This window comes from Anaeromassilibacillus sp. SJQ-1 (assembly GCF_046693725.1).
In the GTDB taxonomy this organism is placed as follows: Bacteria; Bacillota; Clostridia; order Oscillospirales; family Acutalibacteraceae; genus Anaeromassilibacillus.
The window spans coordinates 349,736-373,705 of the sequence record NZ_JBKEIV010000048.1 but is presented as its reverse complement, the minus strand read 5'-3'; the positions used below and the strand labels follow the sequence as shown (position 1 = coordinate 373,705).

The 23,970-nt window shown below is 48.2% G+C and carries 6 protein-coding genes; 4 read left to right on the top strand and 2 right to left on the bottom strand.

Going from position 1 to position 23,970, the window contains the following annotated elements; all coding sequences use genetic code 11:
- Positions 1–343: 343 nt before the first annotated feature.
- Complete coding sequence (locus ACGCCZ_RS15070) at positions 344–6,151, top strand: family 16 glycoside hydrolase (RefSeq protein ID WP_411656437.1); 5,808 nt, start codon at positions 344–346, stop codon at positions 6,149–6,151.
- Here ACGCCZ_RS15070 and ACGCCZ_RS15065 read toward each other — a convergent pair.
- Positions 6,094–6,483, bottom strand: a complete 390-nt coding sequence (locus ACGCCZ_RS15065) for a hypothetical protein (protein ID WP_411656436.1) — start codon at positions 6,481–6,483, stop codon at positions 6,094–6,096. The genes ACGCCZ_RS15070 and ACGCCZ_RS15065 overlap by 58 nt on opposite strands.
- 3,291 nt (positions 6,484–9,774) lie before the next feature.
- On the opposite strand from ACGCCZ_RS15065, the gene ACGCCZ_RS15060 reads away from it, so the two are divergent.
- The 3 genes from ACGCCZ_RS15060 (at position 9,775) to ACGCCZ_RS15050 (ending at position 22,359) form a co-directional block, all read left to right on the top strand.
- Positions 9,775–12,753: a discoidin domain-containing protein gene (locus tag ACGCCZ_RS15060; protein ID WP_411656435.1), complete on the top strand. Its 2,979-nt coding sequence runs from the start codon at positions 9,775–9,777 to the stop codon at positions 12,751–12,753.
- Positions 12,740–14,029 carry a hypothetical protein gene (locus ACGCCZ_RS15055; RefSeq protein ID WP_411656434.1) on the top strand — a complete coding sequence of 430 codons (1,290 nt, stop codon included), beginning with the start codon at positions 12,740–12,742 and terminating at the stop codon, positions 14,027–14,029. Before ACGCCZ_RS15060 ends, ACGCCZ_RS15055 begins: the two co-directional genes overlap by 14 nt.
- 2,678 nt (positions 14,030–16,707) lie before the next feature.
- Positions 16,708–22,359, top strand: a complete 5,652-nt coding sequence (locus ACGCCZ_RS15050; protein ID WP_411656433.1) for a carbohydrate-binding protein — start codon at positions 16,708–16,710, stop codon at positions 22,357–22,359.
- Positions 22,360–23,203: 844 nt separating this feature from the next.
- On the opposite strand, the gene ACGCCZ_RS15045 is transcribed toward ACGCCZ_RS15050, so the two are convergent.
- Positions 23,204–23,554 carry a hypothetical protein gene (locus tag ACGCCZ_RS15045; RefSeq protein WP_411656432.1) on the bottom strand — a complete coding sequence of 117 codons (351 nt, stop codon included), beginning with the start codon at positions 23,552–23,554 and terminating at the stop codon, positions 23,204–23,206.
- Positions 23,555–23,970 lie beyond the last annotated feature (416 nt).

The following is a 23,970-nucleotide window of genomic DNA, read 5'->3' as shown; positions in this document are numbered from 1 at the left end:
CCTATTATTTTCCTGCAAGATGTTGTGAAAACAGAAGTTAGCAGCTAAAATAAAAATTTTTGCGCTATCGGCTGTTTATCGAACGGTATTAAAGAATACTTGTTTTGATGGATATTAAAAATTATAAAAAATAAAGGCAACCAAATACAGTGTTACTATTCTATAAATATATTGCTATCGACAAAAGTATCGTTGAGCGATAATAATATAAATTTTAGAATTAATATTAAAAAAATATAAAATTATATCGAAAAATTGTAAATACTTGCATAGATGAGTTTGGTATACTGATAAATGTAAAAATGGCCAAAGGATGCCAGACTGGATAGGAGGAGTCAATTCTATGAAACGAACCGGAAAGCTTTGGCGGCGGGTTTCAGCCTGTGTTTTAGCAGTTTCGATGCTGTGCAGTATGGCGATGCCTGTTTCCGCCAAAGAGGAGCCTTCCCGGAGAGGAAATCAAAACTATGTATCCAACCAGGGAGAGCTTTTGGAAACCCCACTGGTACAATTACCGTTGGGGGCAGTAAAGGCGCGTGATTGGTTGGAAAATCAGCTTTTGCTACAAAAGGATAATCTGACCGGCAACATGAAGAAATTCAACAATTACAACTATGAGACCAGCGAATGGCTCAACCATCAAAGCGGAGACAACTGGGAGAAAGGGACATATTTCTTCCGGGGGCTTGTCGCTTTGGCTTATGCGCTAGACGATGCGGCCTTGAAAGAGGAAGTGCAGCAATGGGTAGAGGCCATTCTCAGCAGTCAAACAGAATCCGGTGCCTTTGGCCCGAATAGCAGTTTAGAAAATTGGTGGTCGCGCATGCCTGCTCTGATGGGGATGCGTGACTACTATGAGGCCACAGTACAACAGGGGAATCCGGATGAACGAGTGCTCCCATTTTTTGAAAAGTATTATCGGTATCAGGAAAAAGAACTGCCAAACCGTCCGCTTAGTGATTGGGGCGATGCACGTGGAGGAGATAACCTCGAATGTGTCTTTTGGTTCTACAACCAGGTATATGACCCGTCCAACCCGGAGGAGAGCCAGTGGCTGTTGGACTTGGGAACCATGCTTTATGAACAGTCTTGGGATTGGCAGGATAAATGTAATAATACGACTGTGCGTGAACATGTTGTAAATACCACACAAGGGATGAAGACTCCATCGGTCTACTATCAGCTGAGCCGTGACGAGGCGGACAAGACAGCCTATCGCAATGGTATTTTTAACTACAGCGTAGACCACGGCCGTATTGACAATCAACCCAATGCAGATGAAGCGGCACGGGACAACCGTTCCACCCGCGGCACTGAGACGTGTAGCGTGGTGGAAGGCCTGTTGACTGCGGAAATCTCCGAACGTATCTTTGGGGATGTCTGGACAGCAGACCATATGGAACGCCTCGCCTACAATTCTTTACCCGCTTGTTTTACTCCCGATTTTAGCGGGCAGTGTTACTATCAGCTGCAAAACCAGGTGATCTCCACAGTGGGGTATCATGAATTCGACTGTGACCATGGAGACGATATTGCCTACGGCGCTCCGGCGGGATTTGAATGCTGTTTCCCGAATTGTCACATGGGTTGGCCTAAATTTGTCCAGAATATGTGGATGGCGACCGAGGACAATGGACTGGCACTGGTTGCCTATGGACCGAACAGTGTGACAGCTAAGGTAGCGGATGGAAAAACAGCGAAATTTGTTCAGGAAACAGATTATCCTTTTAAGGATGCTGTTCATCTGACATATAACGGTGAAACCGCAGAATTTGAATTAAAACTGCGTATTCCAGAGTGGTGTGAGGCCCCGGCAGTCTCTGTCAATGGAGAAGAACAAGAAGGCGTGATTACCGGTGAATATTATACAATCAAACGCGATTGGCAGGCAGGAGACGAGGTGGATTTGCGCCTTCCGAGTGAACTAGAAACCTCAACATGGTACAACGACTCGGTTGCTGTGGAAAAAGGTCCTCTGATTTTCAGCCTTAAGATCGAAGAAGATTGGCGAACAGAAGATAGCAACGACGCACGCGACATCCAACAGGCGCATCAAGAGCAGTCCCCATTGCGCGAAATCTATCCAGCTAGCCGCTGGAATTATGGCCTGGTTGTCAATCGCGAGAATCCGGAGGAAAGTTTTGAAATCGTTGAGACGAATGAAGTGGCGCTTCAACCCTTTTCTGTGGACAATGCTCCGGTTACCTTAAAAGGCAAAGGCCAGATCATCCCCTCTTGGACCTTGGATGGCAATATGGCTGGACCACAACCCTTTGGACCGACCCCGTACGACGAGAGTCTGGTGGAGGATATCGAGTTGATTCCGTATGGATGTGGCCGACTGCGCATCACACATTTTCCGAAGATAGGGGAACCCTCTGCTACCATCGTAAAGACAGCCGCCGTAGATTCAAAGGAAATCACGGTTCATGGAACAACCTATCAGGAATTTGACAATGTGGTAGTACCTGAAGCGCGCGATTATACCCTGCAAATTCGCGGGGAGGGAAAGGGACTTCTGGTAATCAATGGAAAGTACTCCCAAGAAATCGATCTCTCGACCGGTTCGGCAACAGTTGAAAATTTGAAGAGTTTGATTTCCGGAGACCTCCGGTTCGATGCTGGTCAATACAACAACATCCGTTTAGTGGATGCTCGTGCCGATCAGCTGGAAGTGGTACCAGTTCGCCGCTCTGTAGACGAGATTCGGATTGTACATACCAAGCGCTCAGACGATACTGTGACGGTAATCACCAATCTTGATGCACAGGAAACGCCGTTCCGCGTTGAATATGGTACACAGGAAGGCGCATATACCAATACGGTCACAGGCTTTGAAACAGGAACAATTACCCTGCGTGGGATTGATGAGTCAAAAGCTTGTTATGTCCGGGTCACTGCGATGATTCAAGGGGAAGAGACTGCGAAAGAGTGCGTTATTCAGCCGGGTTCGGATGATATTTCAAAGCCAGATCCCAATGTGCCTCAGGCTTCGTATTCTGGATTTGGAACAGTAGAAGAGACAGAACGCGATTGGCTTCTGTATGATCCAGAGGGATTGGTGGAGATTCAAAAAGTGTCGGACAGCGCGTCCCAGATTCACTTTGGCTCGGGAGAACGTGTTAAGGCAGTTTTGGACTTAGAAGAAGCCTATGATTGGTCTGACTATGTTGTTGAAGCACAGGTCACAATTGATAAAAATGAATTCCGGGATGTTGGGTTGATTTTCCGTGGAACCCAATTTGGTAATAACGCGGATGAGTACTATGGATACTATGCAGGTATTGGAAAGAACGGGATCGTCGTAGGCTTTGCCAATGGAAGCTGGAACCAGCTGATTGGGATTCCACATGATTTCCAGGCAGGACAGGTCTATACCATTAAGGTGGTTGCCCGCGGTGAATATTTTGCGATTTATGTCGATAATGAACTTGTCTATCGTTTCCGCGACAGCCGTTATGCAGTGGGAACAGTCGGCTTCCGTTCCTGGAAGGAAGCATTTACTGCCAACGGAATTGACGTCCGTCCGGTGACGGAAGAAGATCTGAAAGTCTTTGCGGACTTTGAGGACGGTGACGGCCAAACAGGATCTGAGTATCCACCTTATATAGAGGCAAACTTCTCAGATGATTTTTCCGATGCGGATGCCTCCAATGCTGTGTGGACCAAACATGGTACGGTCGATAAGATCCAGGTTGCAGACGGCGTCATGCATTTTGGCACGGACGACGATGTCAAAGCAATGGCTGGGGATGATGCATGGAGTGATTATGTCGTCAAGGCGGACATTACCTTAACCCAGGAAAACGATCAGAACGCAGGAATCATCTTCCGTAGCACAAACGAAGGTTCCGGTGCAGATAATTTCCATGGTTATTATTTTGGCATAGGACATGATTATTGGATCATGGGTTATGGTGATGGGAGCTGGCATCAAGTCGCCAGGGAGGCAGGCTTCCAGTTTGAAGTTGGGAAAACTTATACCCTTCAAGTGATTGTATGGCATGATACCTTCCAGTTCTACATTGACGGAAAACTGGTGCATCAATGGACTGATGCTGATAGCCGTTATCAGACAGGTAAGATTGGTGTACGGAGTTATCAGCGTAGTTTTGACGTCGACAATGTTCTTGTGCGGCCTTTGAACGACGAGGAACTGACAGAACTGCAAAAGCCCATTATTTTGGAAGTGGACATTACTTCCGCATATAATACCTTACTGGCCTATTATCCGTTGAATTCCGGTGCAAATGGCTACAAGGTGCTCTATGGTATAGAACCCGGTGTATATACACATGAAGAAACCAATATCCGGTATCATGGAAGCCATGCCAAGGATAAGGTAGCCTTTACCGTTCCAGAAGCGGGAACTTATTATGTCAAGCTCGTCGCTCTCAAGGATGAGCAAGTGATCGCAACTTCCGAAGAGTTGGAAATTAGGACCGATTTCCGGGCCGATACGACAGAGGATCGTGAGAAACTAGCAGAAATCTTGGCGCAGGCCAAGGCAACGGATACCACAAACTTCACACAAACCAGTTTGGAACGCCTGGAACGTGCCATCGCGGATGCAGAAGCGCTTCCGGAAGATGCCAGACAGATGGCGATAGGGGTTGCAAAGAATATCCTCTATGCAGCGATGACCACGCCGAACTCGGAGGATATTCCCGACGAACCGGTGATTCCGAGCGAACATACCCTGACAGTAAGCTACCCGACAACGGTGAAGCTGTCAATCGATGGGGAAGAGCAGACGATTGCAAACCTGACCGGCGCATATAAAGACGTCGTGATGGCAAACACGAATCTCGACCTGACCTTTGAGCCGAGAGTCGAAGGAAGAGAGATCGCAGGCGTGACAGTCAATGGCGAGCCGGTAGAGGCGTTTGATGTCAATGAGTATGTATACAGCCTGGCAATGCCAAATGCAGACACCACGATTGAACTGGGCTTCACGATCGTAGATAAAGAAAATCTGCGCGAAGTGATCACAATCGCAGAGAGCGAGAACGTGAAAGCGCAGGTAGAGGCGGCAGTCCCGTCGGTACAGAAGAAGTACGAGAATGCGTTGCAGGCAGCGAAAGCGATCGAAGAAAAGAAGACCGCAAGCCAGGATGAAATCAACAATGCGATGTTTGAGCTGATCGAGGCATTGCAGTATCTGAGCTTTGCAGCGGGCGACAAGAGCCAGCTGGAAATCCCGATGGAGATTGCAGAGAGCATCAATCGAGAGAACTTCACGCCGGAGAGCGTAAAGGCACTGGACGACGCATACAAGGCGGCAGAGGACCTGATGGACGACGAGGAAGTACTGGAAGCAGACATCCAGGCAGCGGCAGAAGCGCTGTATGAAGCGCTTGACAACCTGGTCTTCCGTGCAGACAGGACGGATCTGGAAGCTTTGGTAGCAGAAGGCAAGAAAATTGTAGAAAATGCTTCGAAGTACATCCAGGATGAAACATGGGCTACCTTTAAAACCATCCTAGGCGATGCAGAAACTCTGTTGGAAAATGACAATGCAACCCAGGAGGCAGTGGATGAGAAGGCCGAAGAACTGCTCAATGCGATTACAGCACTGCGTATGATTCCGAACAAGGACGCTTTGAAAGACCTGATTGGAAAAGCAGAGGCAGTGAACACCAGCAAGTACACAGCAAAGAGCGTGGCAGCGATGCAGAAGGCATTGAGCAACGCAAAGGTTGTGTTGAACAATGAGGCAGCGACCGAAGAAGAGGTCAAGAGTGCCGTAGAAGCACTGGAAGCAAGCATCCAGAACCTGGAGACAAAGACGACGACAGCGAAGAAGAGCGGCTCCACATCGAGAAATGTAAGCAACACATATGGAGCAGCGGGTGTAGTTTCCGCAAGCCAGAGTGCAGCGGCAAGCGTGCGCAGTGATGCGGCAAATGCCATCACGCTGAACAGAGGAAGCATGTACACCTTCAAGATGACCGTAGTCAATGGAAACGGACTGGCGCCGAGCTTCACAGTGGGCAACGGAAGCATTCTGAAGACGCAGTTTGTGTCCCAGATCGGCAATGACTACTACTACAGAGTTTATGCAGTTGGCACACCGGGCCAGAGCACAGGCGTTTACACTACACTTCCGTGCCAGAATGCGAAGCTGCATTGCACGGTAACCATTGGCTGAACGCCGGGCAATTTATGCAAGGTATAAACGTGTACATATTCGATCAAGCACCCGGCAGCCGATAGCAGAAAGCTTGCGCAGGAGACGCCGCAGGCGCGGAAGACGCTGTGCGTCCACTGGGCCGGAGCACAGGCGTTTACACCACCCTGCCGGGTCAGAATGTGAAACTGCATTGCGCGGCAACCATTGGCTAAATGCTGGAGGGTGTGCAAAAGACACGGGCCATTTAATTGGGCAACCGTTGACGGAAGTGCGCTTTTGCAGGAAACGCCGAAGGTTCGAAAGGCGCTGTGTACCCACAGGAGCATGGCCCAGCCATCCTTGGCGGACATCTTAGTAAATTGAGCGAAGGGAGTCCCTTTCGCAAAGAGCAGAATCCCCGCTCCGGTTTCCCGGAGCGGGGGTTTTGCGGCTTTGAGACTTTGTGTACTTGGAATGTAAGCGAAAGATAAAATGTATGGGAATTTCCAAAAGGAAGCAAAAGATTGCAGGCCGAAAGGCGCTGTGGTCCGCCGGGCCAGAGCACAGGCGTTTACACTACCCTGCCGGGCCAGGATGCGAAGCTGCATTGCACGGTAACCATTGGCTGAACGCCGGACAATTTGTGTAAGGTATAAACGTGTACATATTCGATCAAGTACCCGGCAGCCGATAGCAGAAAGCTTGCATAGGAGACGCCGCAGGCGCGGAAGACGCTGTGCGTCCACAGGAGCATGGCCCAGCCATCCTTGGCGAGTATCTTAGTAGATTGAGCGAAGGGGAGACCCCTTCCGCAAAGGGCAAAACCCCCGCTCCGGGAAACCAGAGCGGGGATTCTGTGGCTTTGAGACTTTGTGTATTTGGGATGTAAGTGAAAGATAAAATGTATGGGAATTTCCAAAAGGAAGCAAAAGATTGCAGGCCGAAAGGCGCTGTGGTCCACCGGGCTGGAGCACAGGCGTTTACACCACCCTGCCGGGTCAGGATGTGAAACTACATTGCATGATAATGGAAGTATAAGAGTTCGTAAGAGCAAAAAAGAATATGGGATGTCTCTGATCGGTATATCGGAAAGATAGAAACAGGCACTTCCAAAAGTGCAATACTTCGAATCGGTAACTTTCCCAGTGTGTATGTATATCATTCGGTCTGTTTCTTATCATAGAAATAAGAGACCGGACATGTAGGAAGGTGCAGGCAGAGACGTTCCACCGATATGGCCCAGCAGGTGGTTTCCAAATGTAAACGCGGAAATCCCTGCTGGGCCATCGTTTTTGCAAGGTCTGGGTACAAATCCGACTATTGTGCAGTGGAAGATACGGGAGGCAATGCTCCAGAATGGGAAGCATATCCGCCTACCGACAGCGTTCGTGAGTTGTCAGATTTAGCGCTAATGTTCCTGGTATGGAACCCAAATCCAAGTCGGATGCTACGGACGTATCTCAGGGATAGGGATGTATCGTATGGTGGCGTTATTGTATCGCCATTGCTCGTATGGTTGGATGGATGCGGTAAACTCTTGGGAATGGGATAAAAGGTGCTTCTACAGGAGAAATCGGGAATAATCGGAAACCATTGCAATCGTATTTCGGAATGAGTAGAAGCACTCCGTATTCCAGCAAGTATCCGTTAAACAAAGCAGGAAAATTGCATAGAAGGACACACCCTGTAGGAGTGAAGGACGCTGCGTGTCAAGACGAGGATACCCCCACACGCTAAGGAACCAGAGCACAAGCGTTTACACAGCGCTGTCGGACCACAATTATGCTGTTGTATCACATTCTAGGCTAGAATACGAAAATGCATTGCACAGTAAGTAGCATAAGAGTTCATAAGAGCAAAAAAGAATATGGAATATCTCTGATGGGCCATCTTTTTACAGGTGGTATATCACGTGGCGGCATTATTGTATCGTCATTACTCGTACGGTTGGATATAAGCTTTTGGGGATGGTATAAAGAATGATTCTACAGAGGAAATCAGGAATAATCGATAAAAACCGGAATCGTGTTGTACAAAGAGTGGAAGTAGCTCGTATCCAAAGTAAGACCTGGCAGCTAATATCAGAGAACTTCTATAGGAAGTGCCATAGGCGTGGAGGGGGCTACACACTCGGCGGCTGGGAGGAGGGAAACTCATGTAGGCAATGCCATAGACGCAGAAGGCACTATGTGTTCGGGGTAATTGACTGAATACTGGATAGATTGAGGAAAACATTTGTCTGTATTTGGCAAGGGTTGGACGGTCAATAGCGGAATACTTGCATAAAAAACACCGTAGATATGAAGGTGCTACGTACCCGACAACCAGCAGGAAACTTCTGTAGGAAACGTCTTAGGAGCGAAAGGTACTATGTTTCCAGACGTTCGACTACATACTGAATAACTTGAGGAAGACATCCATATTTGGCAAGAATTGGACGGTCAATAGCCAAACACTAGTGTAGAAAGCGCCATAGGCATAAAGGTGCTATGTACCGTACCCGGGTGGCTGGTAGCAGGAAGTTTCCGTAGGAAAACCCTAGAGGTGAAAAGGTATTATGCACCCGAGGGAATCGTCTGAATACTGAATAGCTTGGGGAAGGCAACCATCCGTATTGGATAAGAGTTGGACAGTTAATAGTAGAATGCTTGCGTAGAACATGTCGTAGGTATGAAGCCACTATATGCCCGATGACCAGCAGTAGGAAACATCCGTGGGAAACGCCTTAGGAGAGAAGGGCCTTGTGTATCCGGGCGATTGGCTGTATATTGGATGACTTGGAAAAGAGATCCATTTGTATTTGGAAAGAATTGGACGATCAATAGTAAACGTTAGTGTAGAAAGCGCTGTAGGTATGGAAGATACTGCATGTTTGGCAGTCGAAATCTGGAATCTTCCGTAGGAAGCATTGCAGGAGAGCAAGACGTTAAACATCACCAGGCGAAAGTACACGCGATTTGGAATAGAACAGGAATATCTATACGATATTACCAGGTCTTTCAGAATGTAAAGTTTGCATTGCACGGCAACCGTAGGCCGGACAACGTGATTCCAGGTAGAAATTAAAAAGTAGAGGGTAGACCTCTTGCGATGAGGGTGAGAACAACTTTTGGAAAACTAGTAAGGAGAAAGGTCCCCATAATAGAAACTGAAAAAGCGATCCTCTTTATAGCAGGTCCATATCAGACAAAAGCCCCTGCACCGGATTTTCCGGCGCAGGGGCTTCAGGTCTTTGTAGGATTATTAAGGGGATACCAGCCAGTGTGGTGGAATAGACAGCGATGAATTACTAGTAATTTTCTAAGAGGCTTTATTTTGAACTACTGTCCATAGAAATATATTGCAGACATCACAGAATTGGAAGTAAGAAAAATTTTATTGCTTTATTAAATTAATTTCATATAAAAGAATAATGCTATAAATGACTCTGTTTGATATTATTCTAATTTAGACTTTATGATAAAATAGAAATATGATTATAGACTTTTGTTGCATGAATATGGATAAATTTCTCATTTTAAAATTGATGCTTGATGTGAGATGGGATTTGTGCTATTATAACGATAATTTAAATAATTATGAAAAAATGTTATAGATTCTATATATAAACATACAGACAGAGTTTCTCTGTTTGAAATATGAAAGTAAAAGGGGAGAAAATCATGGAAAGAAGAAGAAAAGTACTTGCCTGGATTCTGGCATTGTCTCTGTGCGTCAGTGGCATCCCAGCGGCAGGCGCGACAACCGTTGGAACCTCAGAGGGAACGAGCACTTTTGTGGCGATGGCTGCTCAGGAGGGTCAAGAAATTGTCATTCCGCAAAGTCAAATGTCTGCAACTGCAGACAGCTCGGCATCTGGAGAAGGCGCGGATAAAGCAATCGATGGCAACAACAACACGAAGTGGCATAGCAGTTGGTCTGACGGTCATCCGGTATGCCCACTTTCTATCACCTTGAATTTGGGAGAGCAGTATGATGATGTCTATCAGCTGCGGTACCTGCCTCGCCAGGATTCTTCAAATGGAAATCCACAGTACAATGGAACCATTCTTGGCTATGAGATCTCCGTTAGTAATGATGGGGATGTATTCACAAAGGTTGCGGAGGGCACTTGGGATGCAAATCGTGATCTCAAAACGGCATCCTTTAATGCGACAGGGGCACATTATGTGCGTTTGACAGCCATTTCCTCTATGGGAAATAACGACTTTGAGTATGACCAGTTTGCCTCTGCAGCCGAGATTAACATTGTGCGCAAGGCGGATTTTGTTGTAGACAAGACCGAATTGCAAGAAGCAGCGAAGGAAGGTCGTGCATTCTTAGACAGTTATAAAGGAGATCCTGAACAAATCGCTTCTTTGACCGCTGCCGTAGAAAAGGCGGAGGAAATGCTCTCTAGCGATAAACTCTTTACGCAGGAAGAATTTGATGCCGCCGCTGAGAGTATTCAGACGGCCTTGAAAGATGTTGCTCCTGCGACAGAACCTACGTTGATTCCTCAAGAAAACATGACGGCAACAGCTGATACCCAAGAAAAGGGGAATGAAGCTTCGAAGGCTATTGATGGAAATACTGGCACCTGGTGGCATTCCAATTGGACAAATTATACGCAGTTGCCACACTATATCACACTGGATCTTGGAAAGACATATACCGATGTCTATCAGATGAAGTATCTACCCCGTCAGGATAAGGACTGGAATGGTACCATTTTGAAGTATGCGATCAGTGCTAGTGAAAATGGTGAGGACTTCACTACAGTGGCAACCGGCGAGTGGGAGCCGACCAAGGACGAAAAAACAGCATCCTTCACTCCGGTAACGGCGAGGTATTTGCGCTTGACTGCCTATACCTCGGAGAACAACGAAGAAAAGTCATTTGCTTCAGCAGCAGAGATCAACGTAGTTCGTCTAAATGACTTTACGATCGATACATCTATGTTGCCCCCAGCGATTCAGGAAGCAGAGAGCTTTATGGAATCGTTCGAGGGAAAGGAATCTCTCCTAGATGACTTGAAGGCACTCGTCGCTCGGGCAGAGGCACTTCTGGATAGTACAACACCGACACAGGAAGAGTTTATTAGCCTAAAAAATCTGATTGAAGAAGAGATTGAGCGTATCGAGTCCATCGGTAATTTGAAATCGTTTACTCCTGGCGATCTGTGGTTAGATACAGAGGGCGATTTTATACAGGCACACGGCGGTGGAATTTTGTATGATGAAAAATCTGAAACTTACTATTGGTATGGAGAAAATAAAGATGTAGACAATGACCCCGGCACAACGAGAACACCGGTGATCGGTGTATCGTGTTATTCTTCCAAGGATCTTTACAACTGGAAGTACGAGGGATTAGCCCTTGATCCCGAACTCCAAACAGGGGAGTATGCCGACGAGTTGGACCCGGAAAATGTTCTGGAACGACCGAAGGTGATTTACAACGACACCACTGGAAAATACGTTATGTGGGCTCATATCGACAGTGCTGACTATAGTAAAGCGTGTGCGGGCGTAGCTGTGAGTGATTCTCCGACAGGGCCGTTTACTTATATCCGCAGTGAACGCCCAAATGGACAGATGAGCCGTGATATGACCCTGTTTAAGGATGACGACGGTAAGGCATATTTGATCTACTCTTCAGAGAACAATGCGACGTTGTACATTTCTCAGCTATCGGATGATTATCTCAGTCAGTCCGGTACATACACCCGCAACTTTGTGAACCAGTCTCGAGAGGCACCCGCGATGTTTAAACATGATGGTAAATATTACATCATTACGTCTGGTTGTACGGGATGGAGTCCAAATGCCGCTGGTTATGGGGTCGCGGATTCTCCGCTTGGACCCTTTGAAGAGCTTTTACCCAATCCGTGTGTAGGTACGGATGCAAATCTTACCTTCCGTGGTCAAAGTACGCATGTACTCCCAGTGGAGGGGTATCCGGACAAGTTTATTTTTATGGCGGATCGTTGGAATGCCAACAACTTGCAGGATTCCCGTTATCTTTGGTTGCCACTTCAATTTAACGATGATGGTACCCTGCGGATTGAATGGATGGATGAATGGGACCTCTCGTTCTTTGGAGCGAACTGGACAGAGTTGACAAAAGTACAAGAGGAAGCTGCAAAATTGACGGAAAGCGACTACACAGCAGAAAGTTGGGAAAAACTGCAAGAGGCTCTTGAAGATGCAGCTGCCCTTCCAAAAGATGCACCCCAAGAGGCAGTCGATGAAGCGGTAAAGGCAATCCGCACAGCGATCGACGAATTGGAAGAGATCGAACCATCGGAAAAAACCATAGTGATCCGGTATAGTGGCCGCCATGCGTCCTTGACGGTGAACGAAAAGGAGCAGCCGTTGGCAGATTTGATAGGTGTCTACTCGGTACCGGCGAGCGAAGAGGCGCTAACCCTGCGGTTTACCCCGACAAATGGACGCGAATTCGCAGGCGTACAGGTCAATGGAACAGCTGTTGAAGAGAGTGCCTTTGAGAAGGATGCTTATGTTGTAGAAATCTCGGCTGAGGAAGCAGCAGCAAAGGCTTCGATCATTTGTATGAGTTTACAATCGTGGATAAGGACCTTTGAGCCGAGAGTCGAAGGCAGAGAGATCGCAGGCGTGACAGTCAATGGCGAGCCGTAGTAGAGGAACGTTTGATGTCAATGAGTATGTATACAGCCTGGCAATGCCGAATGCAGACACCACGATTGAACTGGGCTTCACGATCGTGGATAAGGAAAATCTGCGCGAAGTGATCACAATCGCAGAGAGCGAGAACGTGAAAGCGCAGGTAGAGGCGGCAGTCCCGTCGGTACAGAAGAAGTACAAGGAAGCGCTGCAGGCAGCGAAAGCGATCGAAGAAAAGAAGACCGCAAGCCAGGACGAGATCAACAACGCGATGTTTGAGCTGATCGAGGCATTGCAGTATCTGAGCTTTGCAGCAGGGGACAAGAGCCAGCTGGAAATCCCGATGGAGATTGCAGAGAGCATCAATCGAGAGAACTTCACGCCGGAGAGCGTACAGGCGCTGGACGACGCCTACAAGGCGGCAGAGGACCTGATGGACGACGAGGAAGTACTGGAAGCAGACATCCAGGCAGCGGCAGAAGCGCTGTATGAAGCGCTTGACAACCTGGTCTTCCGTGCAGATAGGACGGATCTGGAAGCTTTGGTAGCAGAAGGCAAGAAAATTGTAGAGAATGCTTCGAAGTACATCCAGGATGAAACATGGGCTACCTTTAAAACCATCCTGGGCGATGCAGAAACTCTGTTGGAAAATGACAATGCAACCCAGGAGGCAGTGGACGAGAAGGCCGAAGAACTGCTCAATGCGATTACAGCACTGCGTATGATTCCGAACAAGGACGCTCTGAAAGACCTGATTGGAAAAGCAGAGGCAGTGAACACCAGCAAGTACACAGCAAAGAGCGTGGCAGCGATGCAGAAGGCATTGAGCAACGCAAAGGTTGTGTTGAACAATGAGGCAGCGACCGAAGAAGAGGTCAAGAGTGCAGTAGAAGCACTGGAAGCAAGCATCCAGAACCTGGAGACAAAGACGACGACAGCGAAGAAGAGCGGCTCCACATCGAGAAATGTAAGCAACACATATGGAGCAGCGGGTGTGGTTTCCGCAAGCCAGAGTGCAGTGGCAAGCGTGCGCAGTGATGCGGCAAATGCCATCACGCTGAACAGAGGAAGCGTGTACACCTTCAAGATGACCGTGGTCAATGGAAACAGACTGGCGCCGAGCTTCACAGTGGGCAACGGAAGCGTTCTGAAGACGCAGTTTGTGTCCCAGATCGGCAATGACTACTACTACAGAGTGTATGCAGTTGGTACACCGGGCCAGAGCACAGGTGTTTACACCACCCTGCCGGGTCAGGATGCGAAGCTGCATTGCACGGTAACCATTGGCTGAACGCCGGTCAATTTGTGTAAGGTATAAACGTGTACATATTCGATCAAGCACCCGGCAGCCGATAGCAGAAAGTTTGCGTAGGAGACGCCGTAGGCGCGGAAGGCGCTGTGTGTCCACCGGGCCAGAGGTGCGGGTGCTTATACGGCCCTGCAAGGCCAGAATGTAAAACTGCATTTCATGGTAACGGTAGCATAAGAGTTCGTAAGAGCAAAAAAGAATATGGGATGTCTCTGATCGGTATATCGGAAAGATAGAAGCAGGCACTTACAAAAGTGCAATACTTCGAACCGGTAACTTTCCCAGTGTGTATGTATATCATTCGGTCTGTTTCTTATCAGAGAAATAAGAGACCGGACATGTAGGAAGATGCAGGCAGAGACGTTCCACCGATATGGCCCAGCAGGTGGTTTCCAAATGTAAACGCGGAAATCCCTGCTGGGTCATCGTTTTTGCAAGGTCTGGGTACAAATCCGACTATTGTGCAGTGGAAGATACGGGAGGCAATGCTCCAGAATGGGAAGCATATCCGCCTACCGACAGCGTTCGTGAGTTGTCAGATTTAGCGCTAATGTTCCTGGTATGGAACCCAAATCCAAGTCGGATGCTACGGACGTATCTCAGGGATAGGGATGTATCGTATGGTGGCGTTATGGTATCGCCATTGCTCGTATGGTTGGATGGATGCGGTAAACTCTTGGGAATGGGATAGAAGGTGCTTCTACAGGGGGAATCGGGAATAATCGATAAATACTGGAATCGTGTTGTACAAAGAGTGGAAGCAGCTTATATCCAAAGTAAGACCTAGCAGTCACTAACGGGAAACTACTCTAGGAAACACCTTAGGTGTGAAAGACGTTGTGCGTTCGGGCGATTGGCCGCACACTGGATAACTTGGGGAAGACATCCGTCTGTATTTGGTAAAAATTCTGCAAAAATGCCATAGGCATAAAGGTACTACGTACCGTACTCGACGGCTTAGAGGAGGAAACTTCCATAGGAAAAATCTTAGGAGTAAAAGACACTATTTGCCCAGGCGGTTGGCTGAATACCGGATAGCTTGGGGCAGATATCTGTCCGTCTTTGGCATGAGTTCGACAGTTAATAGTAGAGCACTTGCATAAAAAACGACGTAGGTATGAAAGAACTACATGTTCAACAACCAATAGAAGGAAACTACCCTAGGAAACACCTTAGATGAGAAAGACGTTGTGCGTCAGGACGATTAGCTGCATGCTGGGTAGATTGGGGAAGACAATCGTCCGTATTTGGCAAGAGTTGGATGACCGATGGTAGAATGTTTGCGTAAAAGGTATGGAGGTGCTACATGCCCGGCGGCCAATAGCAGGGGTCTTGTATATAGGGAAAGCCTCAGGTATGAAAGACTCTATTTGTCCGGGTGATTGGCTGGATATTGGATAGCTTTGGAAAGACATCCGTCCGTATCGGGCAAAAGTTGGACGGTCAACAGCAAAACACTAGTGTAGAAAAAGACGTAGATATGCAGGCGTTACATGCCTGGCGGCCAACAGTAGAAAATTTCCAAAGGACACATTGTAGGGGAACGAGACGTTATACATCGCCGGGCGAAAGTACGCACGAATTGGGATGGAATAGGAGTATCTATACGACATTACCAGATCTTTCAGAATGTAATGCCCGCGTTGTACGATAACCATAGGCCGGACAACGTTATCTCAGGCAGAAATCGAAAGAGTAGGGGGAGAACCTCTTGTGATGAGGGTGAAAAAACTTTTGGCGAATCCGTGAAAATCTGTAAGGAGAAAGATTCCCATAACAGAAGTTGAGGAGGCAATCCTCTTTACAGCAGGTCCATATCAGACAAAGACCCCTATACCGAGTAATCCGGTGCAGGGACTTCGTTTTTGTGGGATATAATTTGAAAAGGGGAGAGAGGCGTTAGCAGGGGGGAATAGGCAACAAGGATTGCCGGTGCGTTTCTAGGTGGCCCTGTTTTGCATTTCTGTCCGTAAGGGTACCAGACAAAAATATGAACATACGGAATTTCACAAGAGTGTGGCTAAGGAAAAATGAAAAATATCTTTAAAAACCGCCGCACGGTTATGGACCTCTACTCTACTGAAAGAGCTACTACAACCCACGCAAGCGGGAGAAGTGTAGACCCGAATGATTATTGATTTTCTAGATACGCCAGTGATCGGATTCCATATGCGAAAAAAATCATGAGAAGGAAGTGGGCCTCGGCACTTTCCTGTCGCGGGACTGGGAAATAAGAATTAAAATTTCGGCAAATTTTTCTCTGCTATAAGGATAAATAAATTTTTAAACGATTCGGATTCGCCAGGAAAGGTTGCTATTATATTTATGATCATACGATAAACATCTCTACAGTTTCACGACCCTACAGGGTGGATCGGTATCGTAAAAGAGAGGTATCTGGTTTTGTTAAAGTATGGAAAATATTTTGTTTAAAACACCTATACATATTGACTTTGTAAATAAATTATATTAGTATTGTACATAGAGCGAATCTGTTCGTTCGATGCAATAATATGTTGGAATACCAAAAGATGTGCTGTACGAAGTGCTATGAATCGTTGGAGGAGAGATCTTCGTACGAAACTTATGGAAGGAGGAGAATGATACGTCAGATTCGCACAGGTTATGAGGAATTTTTGAAAAGGAGATGGAGATCAAAAATGAGTCGAAAAAGAAAAGGCGTAAGTAAAAGAATCCTTGCGGCGGTCTTGTCGACCGCTATGGTCGCAACGACAATTCCTGCAATGAGCATCACCGCCGGTGCTGAGGCTGTCGAAGGAAACATTGAGCTCTCCAGGCAGATCGCTGCTGATGGTATGGTTTTGCTCGAGAACAATAACAGCGCGCTACCACTGCCAAAGGGTGAAACGGTAGCGATGTTTGGACGCGCCATGATCGACTATACGCGCGGTGGCGGCGGGTCCGGTGCAACAAATGTGGATTATACCCGCAATATCCTTCAAGGGATGCAAATGAAAGCCGAAGAAGGAAAGATTTCCCTCTACCAACCCCTCGTCGATTTCTATACGGAACAGGTTTCGACAAATGGTATTAAAGATGACGCACAGATTAACGTCACGGATGAGATGCTTGACGCCGCAGCACAGGAAGCTGGGACCGCAATCGTGACGGTCGGCCGGTATTCCTCAGAGGGTAGTGACCGCTCGGAGGCGGATTACTATCTGACTGACGCGGAAAAAGAACTCATCACCCGTGTAGGCGCAAAATTTGACAAGGTTGTCGTTGTGTTGAATGTCGGTGCAGTCATGGATACCAGTTGGATCAAGGAAATTGACGGGATTGATTCTGTGCTGGTCGGCTGGCAAGCTGGCATGGAGGGCGGTCTTGCTACTGCAGATATTCTTGTAGGTGATGTGAACCCCTCTGGTAAGCTGGTCGATACTTGGGCAAAATCATATAATGATTATCCAAGTTCTGAGACCTTTAATGAGTCAAGCAATTATGTAAACTACACAGAGGACATCTTCGTAGGATATCGGTATTTTGAAACCTTTGATCCGAATTATGAGAAGGTCAACTATCCATTTGGTTATGGTCTGTCCTATACAGACTTTGAAATTTCAGATGTTGACATATCCTTTGACGGTGATACTACAGATGGTACTGCCAACGTTACAGCAACGGTCAAAAATACTGGTGATGTGGCTGGCAAAGAGGTCGTACAGGTGTATTTTAGCGCGCCGCAGATGGGCAAGAATGAAGGCGATCCAAAGCTTGGAAAACCCGCGAAGGAACTGGCGGCATTTGATAAGACAGACCTGCTGGACCCAGGCGAATCTGAAACGCTGGAAATGTCCTTTAAGATCTCCGACATGTCGAGCTATGATGATACGGGTGTGACAGGACATAAATCCGCCTATGTGATGGAAGCGGGCAACTACGACATTTACGTCGGAAATTGCATCAAAGATGCGGGGGAACAAGGTGTACGCGATACATATACCCTCGATGAAACAATCGTAACAGAACAGCTCTCAGAAAAGTTGGCGCCGGTACAGCTGCCAAAGAGGCTTTTAGCGGACGGAACCTATCAAGAGATCGAAACACCACCGGCTTTTGATCCACATCATACGATCAAGGCGGAGGGCCAGACGGTCGTACAGAGTGAGGCCTTTATAGATGGTGATGTGAGCATTGAAAATTTCTATAATGATGACTTTGAGCGAATGAGCTGTATTGCAATGATGAACGCAGCAGGCAAATTCGTCGAATATGAAGTAACGGTTGAAACAGCCGGCACCTATAAGGTCACGATGCGGTATGCGAATGGAAATGCGGATCTGAGCAACTGCTTCAAGGTTTCGGTTGATGGCGAACTACAACCGGGTATCAATTTCAACGCTCCGCAAACCGGTGATGGCAATGGAAAGAGTGAATGGTACAACTTTGCAGACGCCGAACCATTTTATGTCAATCTGCCAGAGGGGAAACACATTCTGCGGTTTGAAGCGAACGGTAACAACCCGAACTACGATTACATGGTTTTTGAAAAGAGTGAGGAAGAAATTTCCTACTATAAGCCTGTTTCTGCAACCGAATCCACCAAGATCGAAGCAGAGAGTTACGATTTCTCCGGCGGATCGGATTCCGCAAACTATGTCAGAACCGAAAACTTCACTGTAGGAGAGGAGTCCGGTGTATGTGTGGCATATATGAACCATGTAGACAACTGGATTTCGTACTACCTGGACGTCGAAGAAGCCGGTAAATATGATTTGACCTTCCATGTTGCCAACGGGTATGCAAGCTTTGACTGGAATGTAGGCGCTGATATAAATGACAAACCTGTAGAGAAGGACATTATCCGCGTCAATACAACCAGTGTGGATGGTAACCAGTGGTATAATTTCGTGGATGTTGGCCCCATCTCCATTACATTGCCTGAGGGAGAGTGTGTCCTAACATTTACTTGTTCTGAAAAGGATAAATATCCGAACATTGATTACTTTACCTTTGAGAAGCATACAGAAACCGAAATTCCCGACGAACCTTTTGAAAAAGTTATTTCCTCAACAGTATCGACACAGATCGAAGCGGAGGACTACGATAACACGGGAAGTACTTCGGATACCCCGGTCAGAGAAGAGTCCTTCACTGTCAACGGTGAGGATGGAACATGTCTTGCATATATGAATTACGCGGGCAACTGGGTTTCCTATAATCTGTACGTTGAACAGGCTGGCGATTACAACCTGATGTTCAATGTGGCAAATGGACGCGAAGGCTTTGACTGGAATGTAGGCGTCGAAGTGGGCGATACTGTCGTAGAAAACGACATCCTTACCGTCCCGCAGACCGGCGACGGCGACGGAGAAGGCGAGTGGTACAATTTCGAGGATGTTGGACCGGTTACAGTAGCACTGGAAGAGGGCAATAATATTGTAACGCTTCGGTGCAGCGAGACCAACAAATATCCGAATATCGACTATATCACTTTCAATAAGGCGGATACAGCTTCGGCATCCACTCCGATGCGTGCACGTGCTCTCGCCGCCAATGTAAGCAATGCGGACCCGGCCGAAAAGATTATGCTCTTGGATGTCTATGAGGGACGCGCAACGATGGACGACTTCCTTGCGCAGATTACGAATGAACAGCTTATCGATATGATGGGCGGTCAGCCGAATACAGGCGTTGCGAACACCGGTGGTATGGGCAACCTGATGGAATACGGGATTCCGAATATCATGACAGCGGATGGCCCGCAGGGTGTCCGCATCGGCGTCAACTGCACCGCATGGCCGATCGGTACATTGCAGGCTTGCACTTGGGATGTTGATCTTGTGGAAAAAGTCGGTAAGGCAGCTGCGGTAGAAGCACATAATAATGGAATTGACATTTGGCTCGCGCCCGGTATGAATATCCACAGAGATCCGCTCTGCGGGCGTAACTTTGAGTACTATTCCGAAGATCCGTTGCTCGCAGGCAAGATGGCTGCATCGCTCACAACAGGCTGCCAGTCCGAAGGCGTCGCCATCTCTCTGAAGCATTTTGCGGCGAACAATAAAGAGACAAACCGCTCCAGCAGTGATTCCAGAGTGAGCGAACGTGCGCTTCGCGAAATTTATCTCAAGGGTTTTGAAATTGCTGTAAAAGAGGCTGATCCGTGGACAATCATGTCCTCTTACAATCTCATCAATGGTGTCGAAACAGCGGAAAGCGAAGAGCTCCTGACAGACATTCTGCGTGGAGAATGGGGCTATGAAGGTCTGGTTGAAACCGACTGGGGAAATAACTCCAACCATGCGTTTGAGTTGAAGGCAGGCAACGATGTGAAAATGCCCACTGGTTCTCCGGAGACACTGAAAAATGCATTTGAAAAAGGCTTTATTACTCGAGACGAATTGCTGAGAAGTGCGGAAAGGCTCATGAATCTTGTCATGAAAGTCAACACCTTCCACGACAAGATTGCAGATCCGATCACTGTAGACATCGGTGCAGATACCACCTTCAAAGCAGCAGAAAATATCCTGTGGTCTGAGACTGTAAAGGCAGAAGGAACATCCGACGAGGATGGTGGCAAAAATCTTGGTTACTGTGACGCAGGCGCTTGGGCGGAATACCGTATCAACGTTGGGACAACGGGCAAATATAACCTCTCTGCACGTATTTCCTCTCAGGCCGGTGCCGGCGCATTTGATGTCTTGGTTGATGGCAAAAAGGTTGCAACCTTTGAAGCAGTGAACACCGGCGCATGGCAGAACTGGACGACTTTGCCCGCACAGGAGATCCAACTTGAAGCAGGCGAACATACGTTAAAGCTTGCGTGGACAGAGAGTGGTTCCAATCTCAACTGGTTGAAGTTTGAGTTAATTGACGCTCCGGCAGCAGAACATACCCTGACGGTAAGCTATCCGACGACGGTGAAGCTGTCGATCGATGGGGAAGAGCAGACGATTGCAAATCTGACCGGCGCATATAAAGACGTCGTGATGGCAAACACGAATCTCGACCTGACCTTTGAGCCGAGAGCCGAAGGCAGAGAGATCGCAGGCGTGACAGTCAATGGCGAGCCTGTAGAGGCGTTTGATGTCAATGAGTATGTATACAGCCTGGCAATGCCGAATGCAGACACCACGATTGAACTGGGCTTCACAATCGTGGATAAAGAAAATCTGCGCGAAGTGATCACAATCGCAGAGAGCGAGAACGTGAAAGCGCAGGTAGAGGCGGCAGTCCCGTCGGTACAGAAGAAGTACAAGGAAGCGCTGCAGGCAGCGAAAGCGATCGAAGAAAAGAAGACCGCAAGCCAGGATGAAATCAACAACGCGATGTTTGAGCTGATCGAGGCATTGCAGTATCTGAGCTTTGCAGCAGGGGACAAGAGCCAGCTGGAAATCCCGATGGAGATTGCAAAGCAGATCAATCGAGAGAACTTCACGCCGGAGAGCGTACAGGCGCTGGACGACGCATACAAGGCGGCAGAGGACCTGATGGACGACGAGGAAGTACTGGAAGCAGACATCCAGGCAGCGGCAGAAGCGCTGTATGAAGCGCTTGACAACCTGGTCTTCCGTGCAGATAGGACGGATCTGGAAGCTTTGGTAGCAGAAGGCAAGAAAATTGTAGAGAATGCTTCGAAGTACATCCAGGACGAAACATGGGCTACCTTTAAAACCATCCTGGGCGATGCAGAAACTCTGTTGGAAAATGCCAATGCAACCCAGGAGGCAGTGGATGAGAAGGCCGAAGAACTGCTCAATGCGATTACAGCACTGCGTATGATCCCGAACAAGGACGCTCTGAAAGACCTGATTGGAAAAGCAGAGGCAGTGAACACCAGCAAGTACACAGCAAAGAGCGTGGCAGCGATGCAGAAGGCATTGAGCAACGCAAAGGTTGTGTTGAACAATGAAGCAGCGACCGAAGAAGAGGTCAAGAGTGCCGTAGAAGCACTGGAAGCAAGCATCCAGAACCTGGAGACAAAGACGACGACAGCGAAGAAGAGCGGCTCCACATCGAGAAATGTAAGCAACACATATGGAGCAGCGGGTGTGGTTTCCGCAAGCCAGAGTGCAGTGGCAAGTGTGCGCAGCGATGCGGCAAATGCCATCACGCTGAACAGAGGAAGCGTGTACACCTTCAAGATGACCGTAGTCAATGGAAACGGACTGGCGCCGAGCTTCACAGTGGGCAACGGAAGCGTTCTGAAGACGCAGTTTGTGTCCCAGATCGGCAATGACTACTACTACAGAGTTTATGCAGTTGGCACACCGGGCCAGAGCACAGGTGTTTATACAACATTGCCGGGCCAGAATGCGAAGCTGCATTGCACGGTAACCATTGGCTGAACGCCGGGCAATTTGTGTAAGGTATAAACGTGTACATATTCGATCAAGCACCCGGCAGCCGATAGCAGAAAGCTTGTGTAGGAGACGCCGTAGGCGCGGAAGACGCTGTGCGTCCACAGGAGCATGGCCCAGCCATCCTTGGCGGACATCTTAGTAAATTGAGCGAAGGGAGTCCCTTTCGCAAAGAGCAGAATCCCCGCTCCGGGAAACCGGAGCGGGGATTCTACGGCTTTGAGACTTTGTGTACTTGGGATGCAAGCGAAAGATAAAATGTATGGGAATTTCCAAAAGAAAGCAAAAGATTGCAGGCCGAAAGGCTCTGTGGTCCGCCGGGCCAAAGCACAGGTGTTTACACCACACTTCCGGGCCTGTGTAAGGTATAAACGTGTACTATTCGATCAAACACCTGGCAGCCGATAGCAGAAAGCTTGCGTAGGAGACGCCGCAGGCGCGAAAGACGCTGTGCGTCCACCGTGCCAGAGCACAGGCGTTTACACCACACTTCCGGGCCTGTGTAAGGTATAAACGTGTACTATTCGATCAAGTACCCGGCAGCCGATAGCAGAAAGCTTGTGTAGGAGACGCCGCAGGCGCGGAAGACGCTGTGCGTCCACCGGGCCAGAGCACAGGTGTTTACACGACACGGCCGGGCCAGAATGCGAAGCTGCATTGCGAGGTAGCCATTGGATGAACGCCGGGCAATTTGTGTAAGGTATAAACGTGTACATATTCGATCAAGTACCCGGCAGCCGATAGCAGAAAGCTAGCGTAGGAGACGCCGCAGGCGCGGAAGACGCTGTGGTCCGCCGGGCCAGAGCACAGGTGTTTACACCACCCTGCCGGGTCAGGATGCGAAGCTGCATTGCACGGTAACCATTGGCTGAACGCCGGGCAATTTGTGTAAGGTATAAATGTGTACATATTCGATCAAACACCCGGCAGCCGATAGCAGAAAGCTTGCGTAGGAGACGCCGCAGGCGCGGAAGACGCTGTGCGTCCACCGGGCCAGAGCATAGGTGTTTACACCACACTTCCGGACCAGGATGCGAAGCTGCATTGCACGGTAACCATTGGCTGAACGCCGGGCAATTTGTGTAAGGTATAAACGTGTACATATTCCATCAAGCACCCGGCAGCTGATAGCAGAAAGCTTGCGCAGGAGACGCCGCAGGCGCGGAAGACGCTGTGCGTCCACCGGGCCAGAGCACAGGCGTTTACACCACCCTGCCGGGTCAGGATGCAAAACTGCATTGTACGGTGACCGTAGGTCGCGTTATCCCAGGCAGAAATCGAAAGAGTAGGGGGAGAACCTTTTGTGATGAGGGTGAAAAAACTTTTAGCGAATCCATGAAAATCTGTAAGGAGAAAGATTCCCATAACAGAAGTTGAGGAGGCAATCCTCTTTACAGCAGGTCCTCCATATCAGACAAAAGCCCCTGTACCGAGTAATCCGGTGCAGGGGCTTCGTTTTTGTGGGATATAATTTGAAAGGGGAGAGAGGCGTTAGCAGGGGTGGTGGAATAGGCAGTAAGGATTGCCGGTGCTTTTTAAGGTGGCTCTGTTTTGCATTTCTGTCCGTAAGGGTACCAGACAAAAATATGAACATACGGA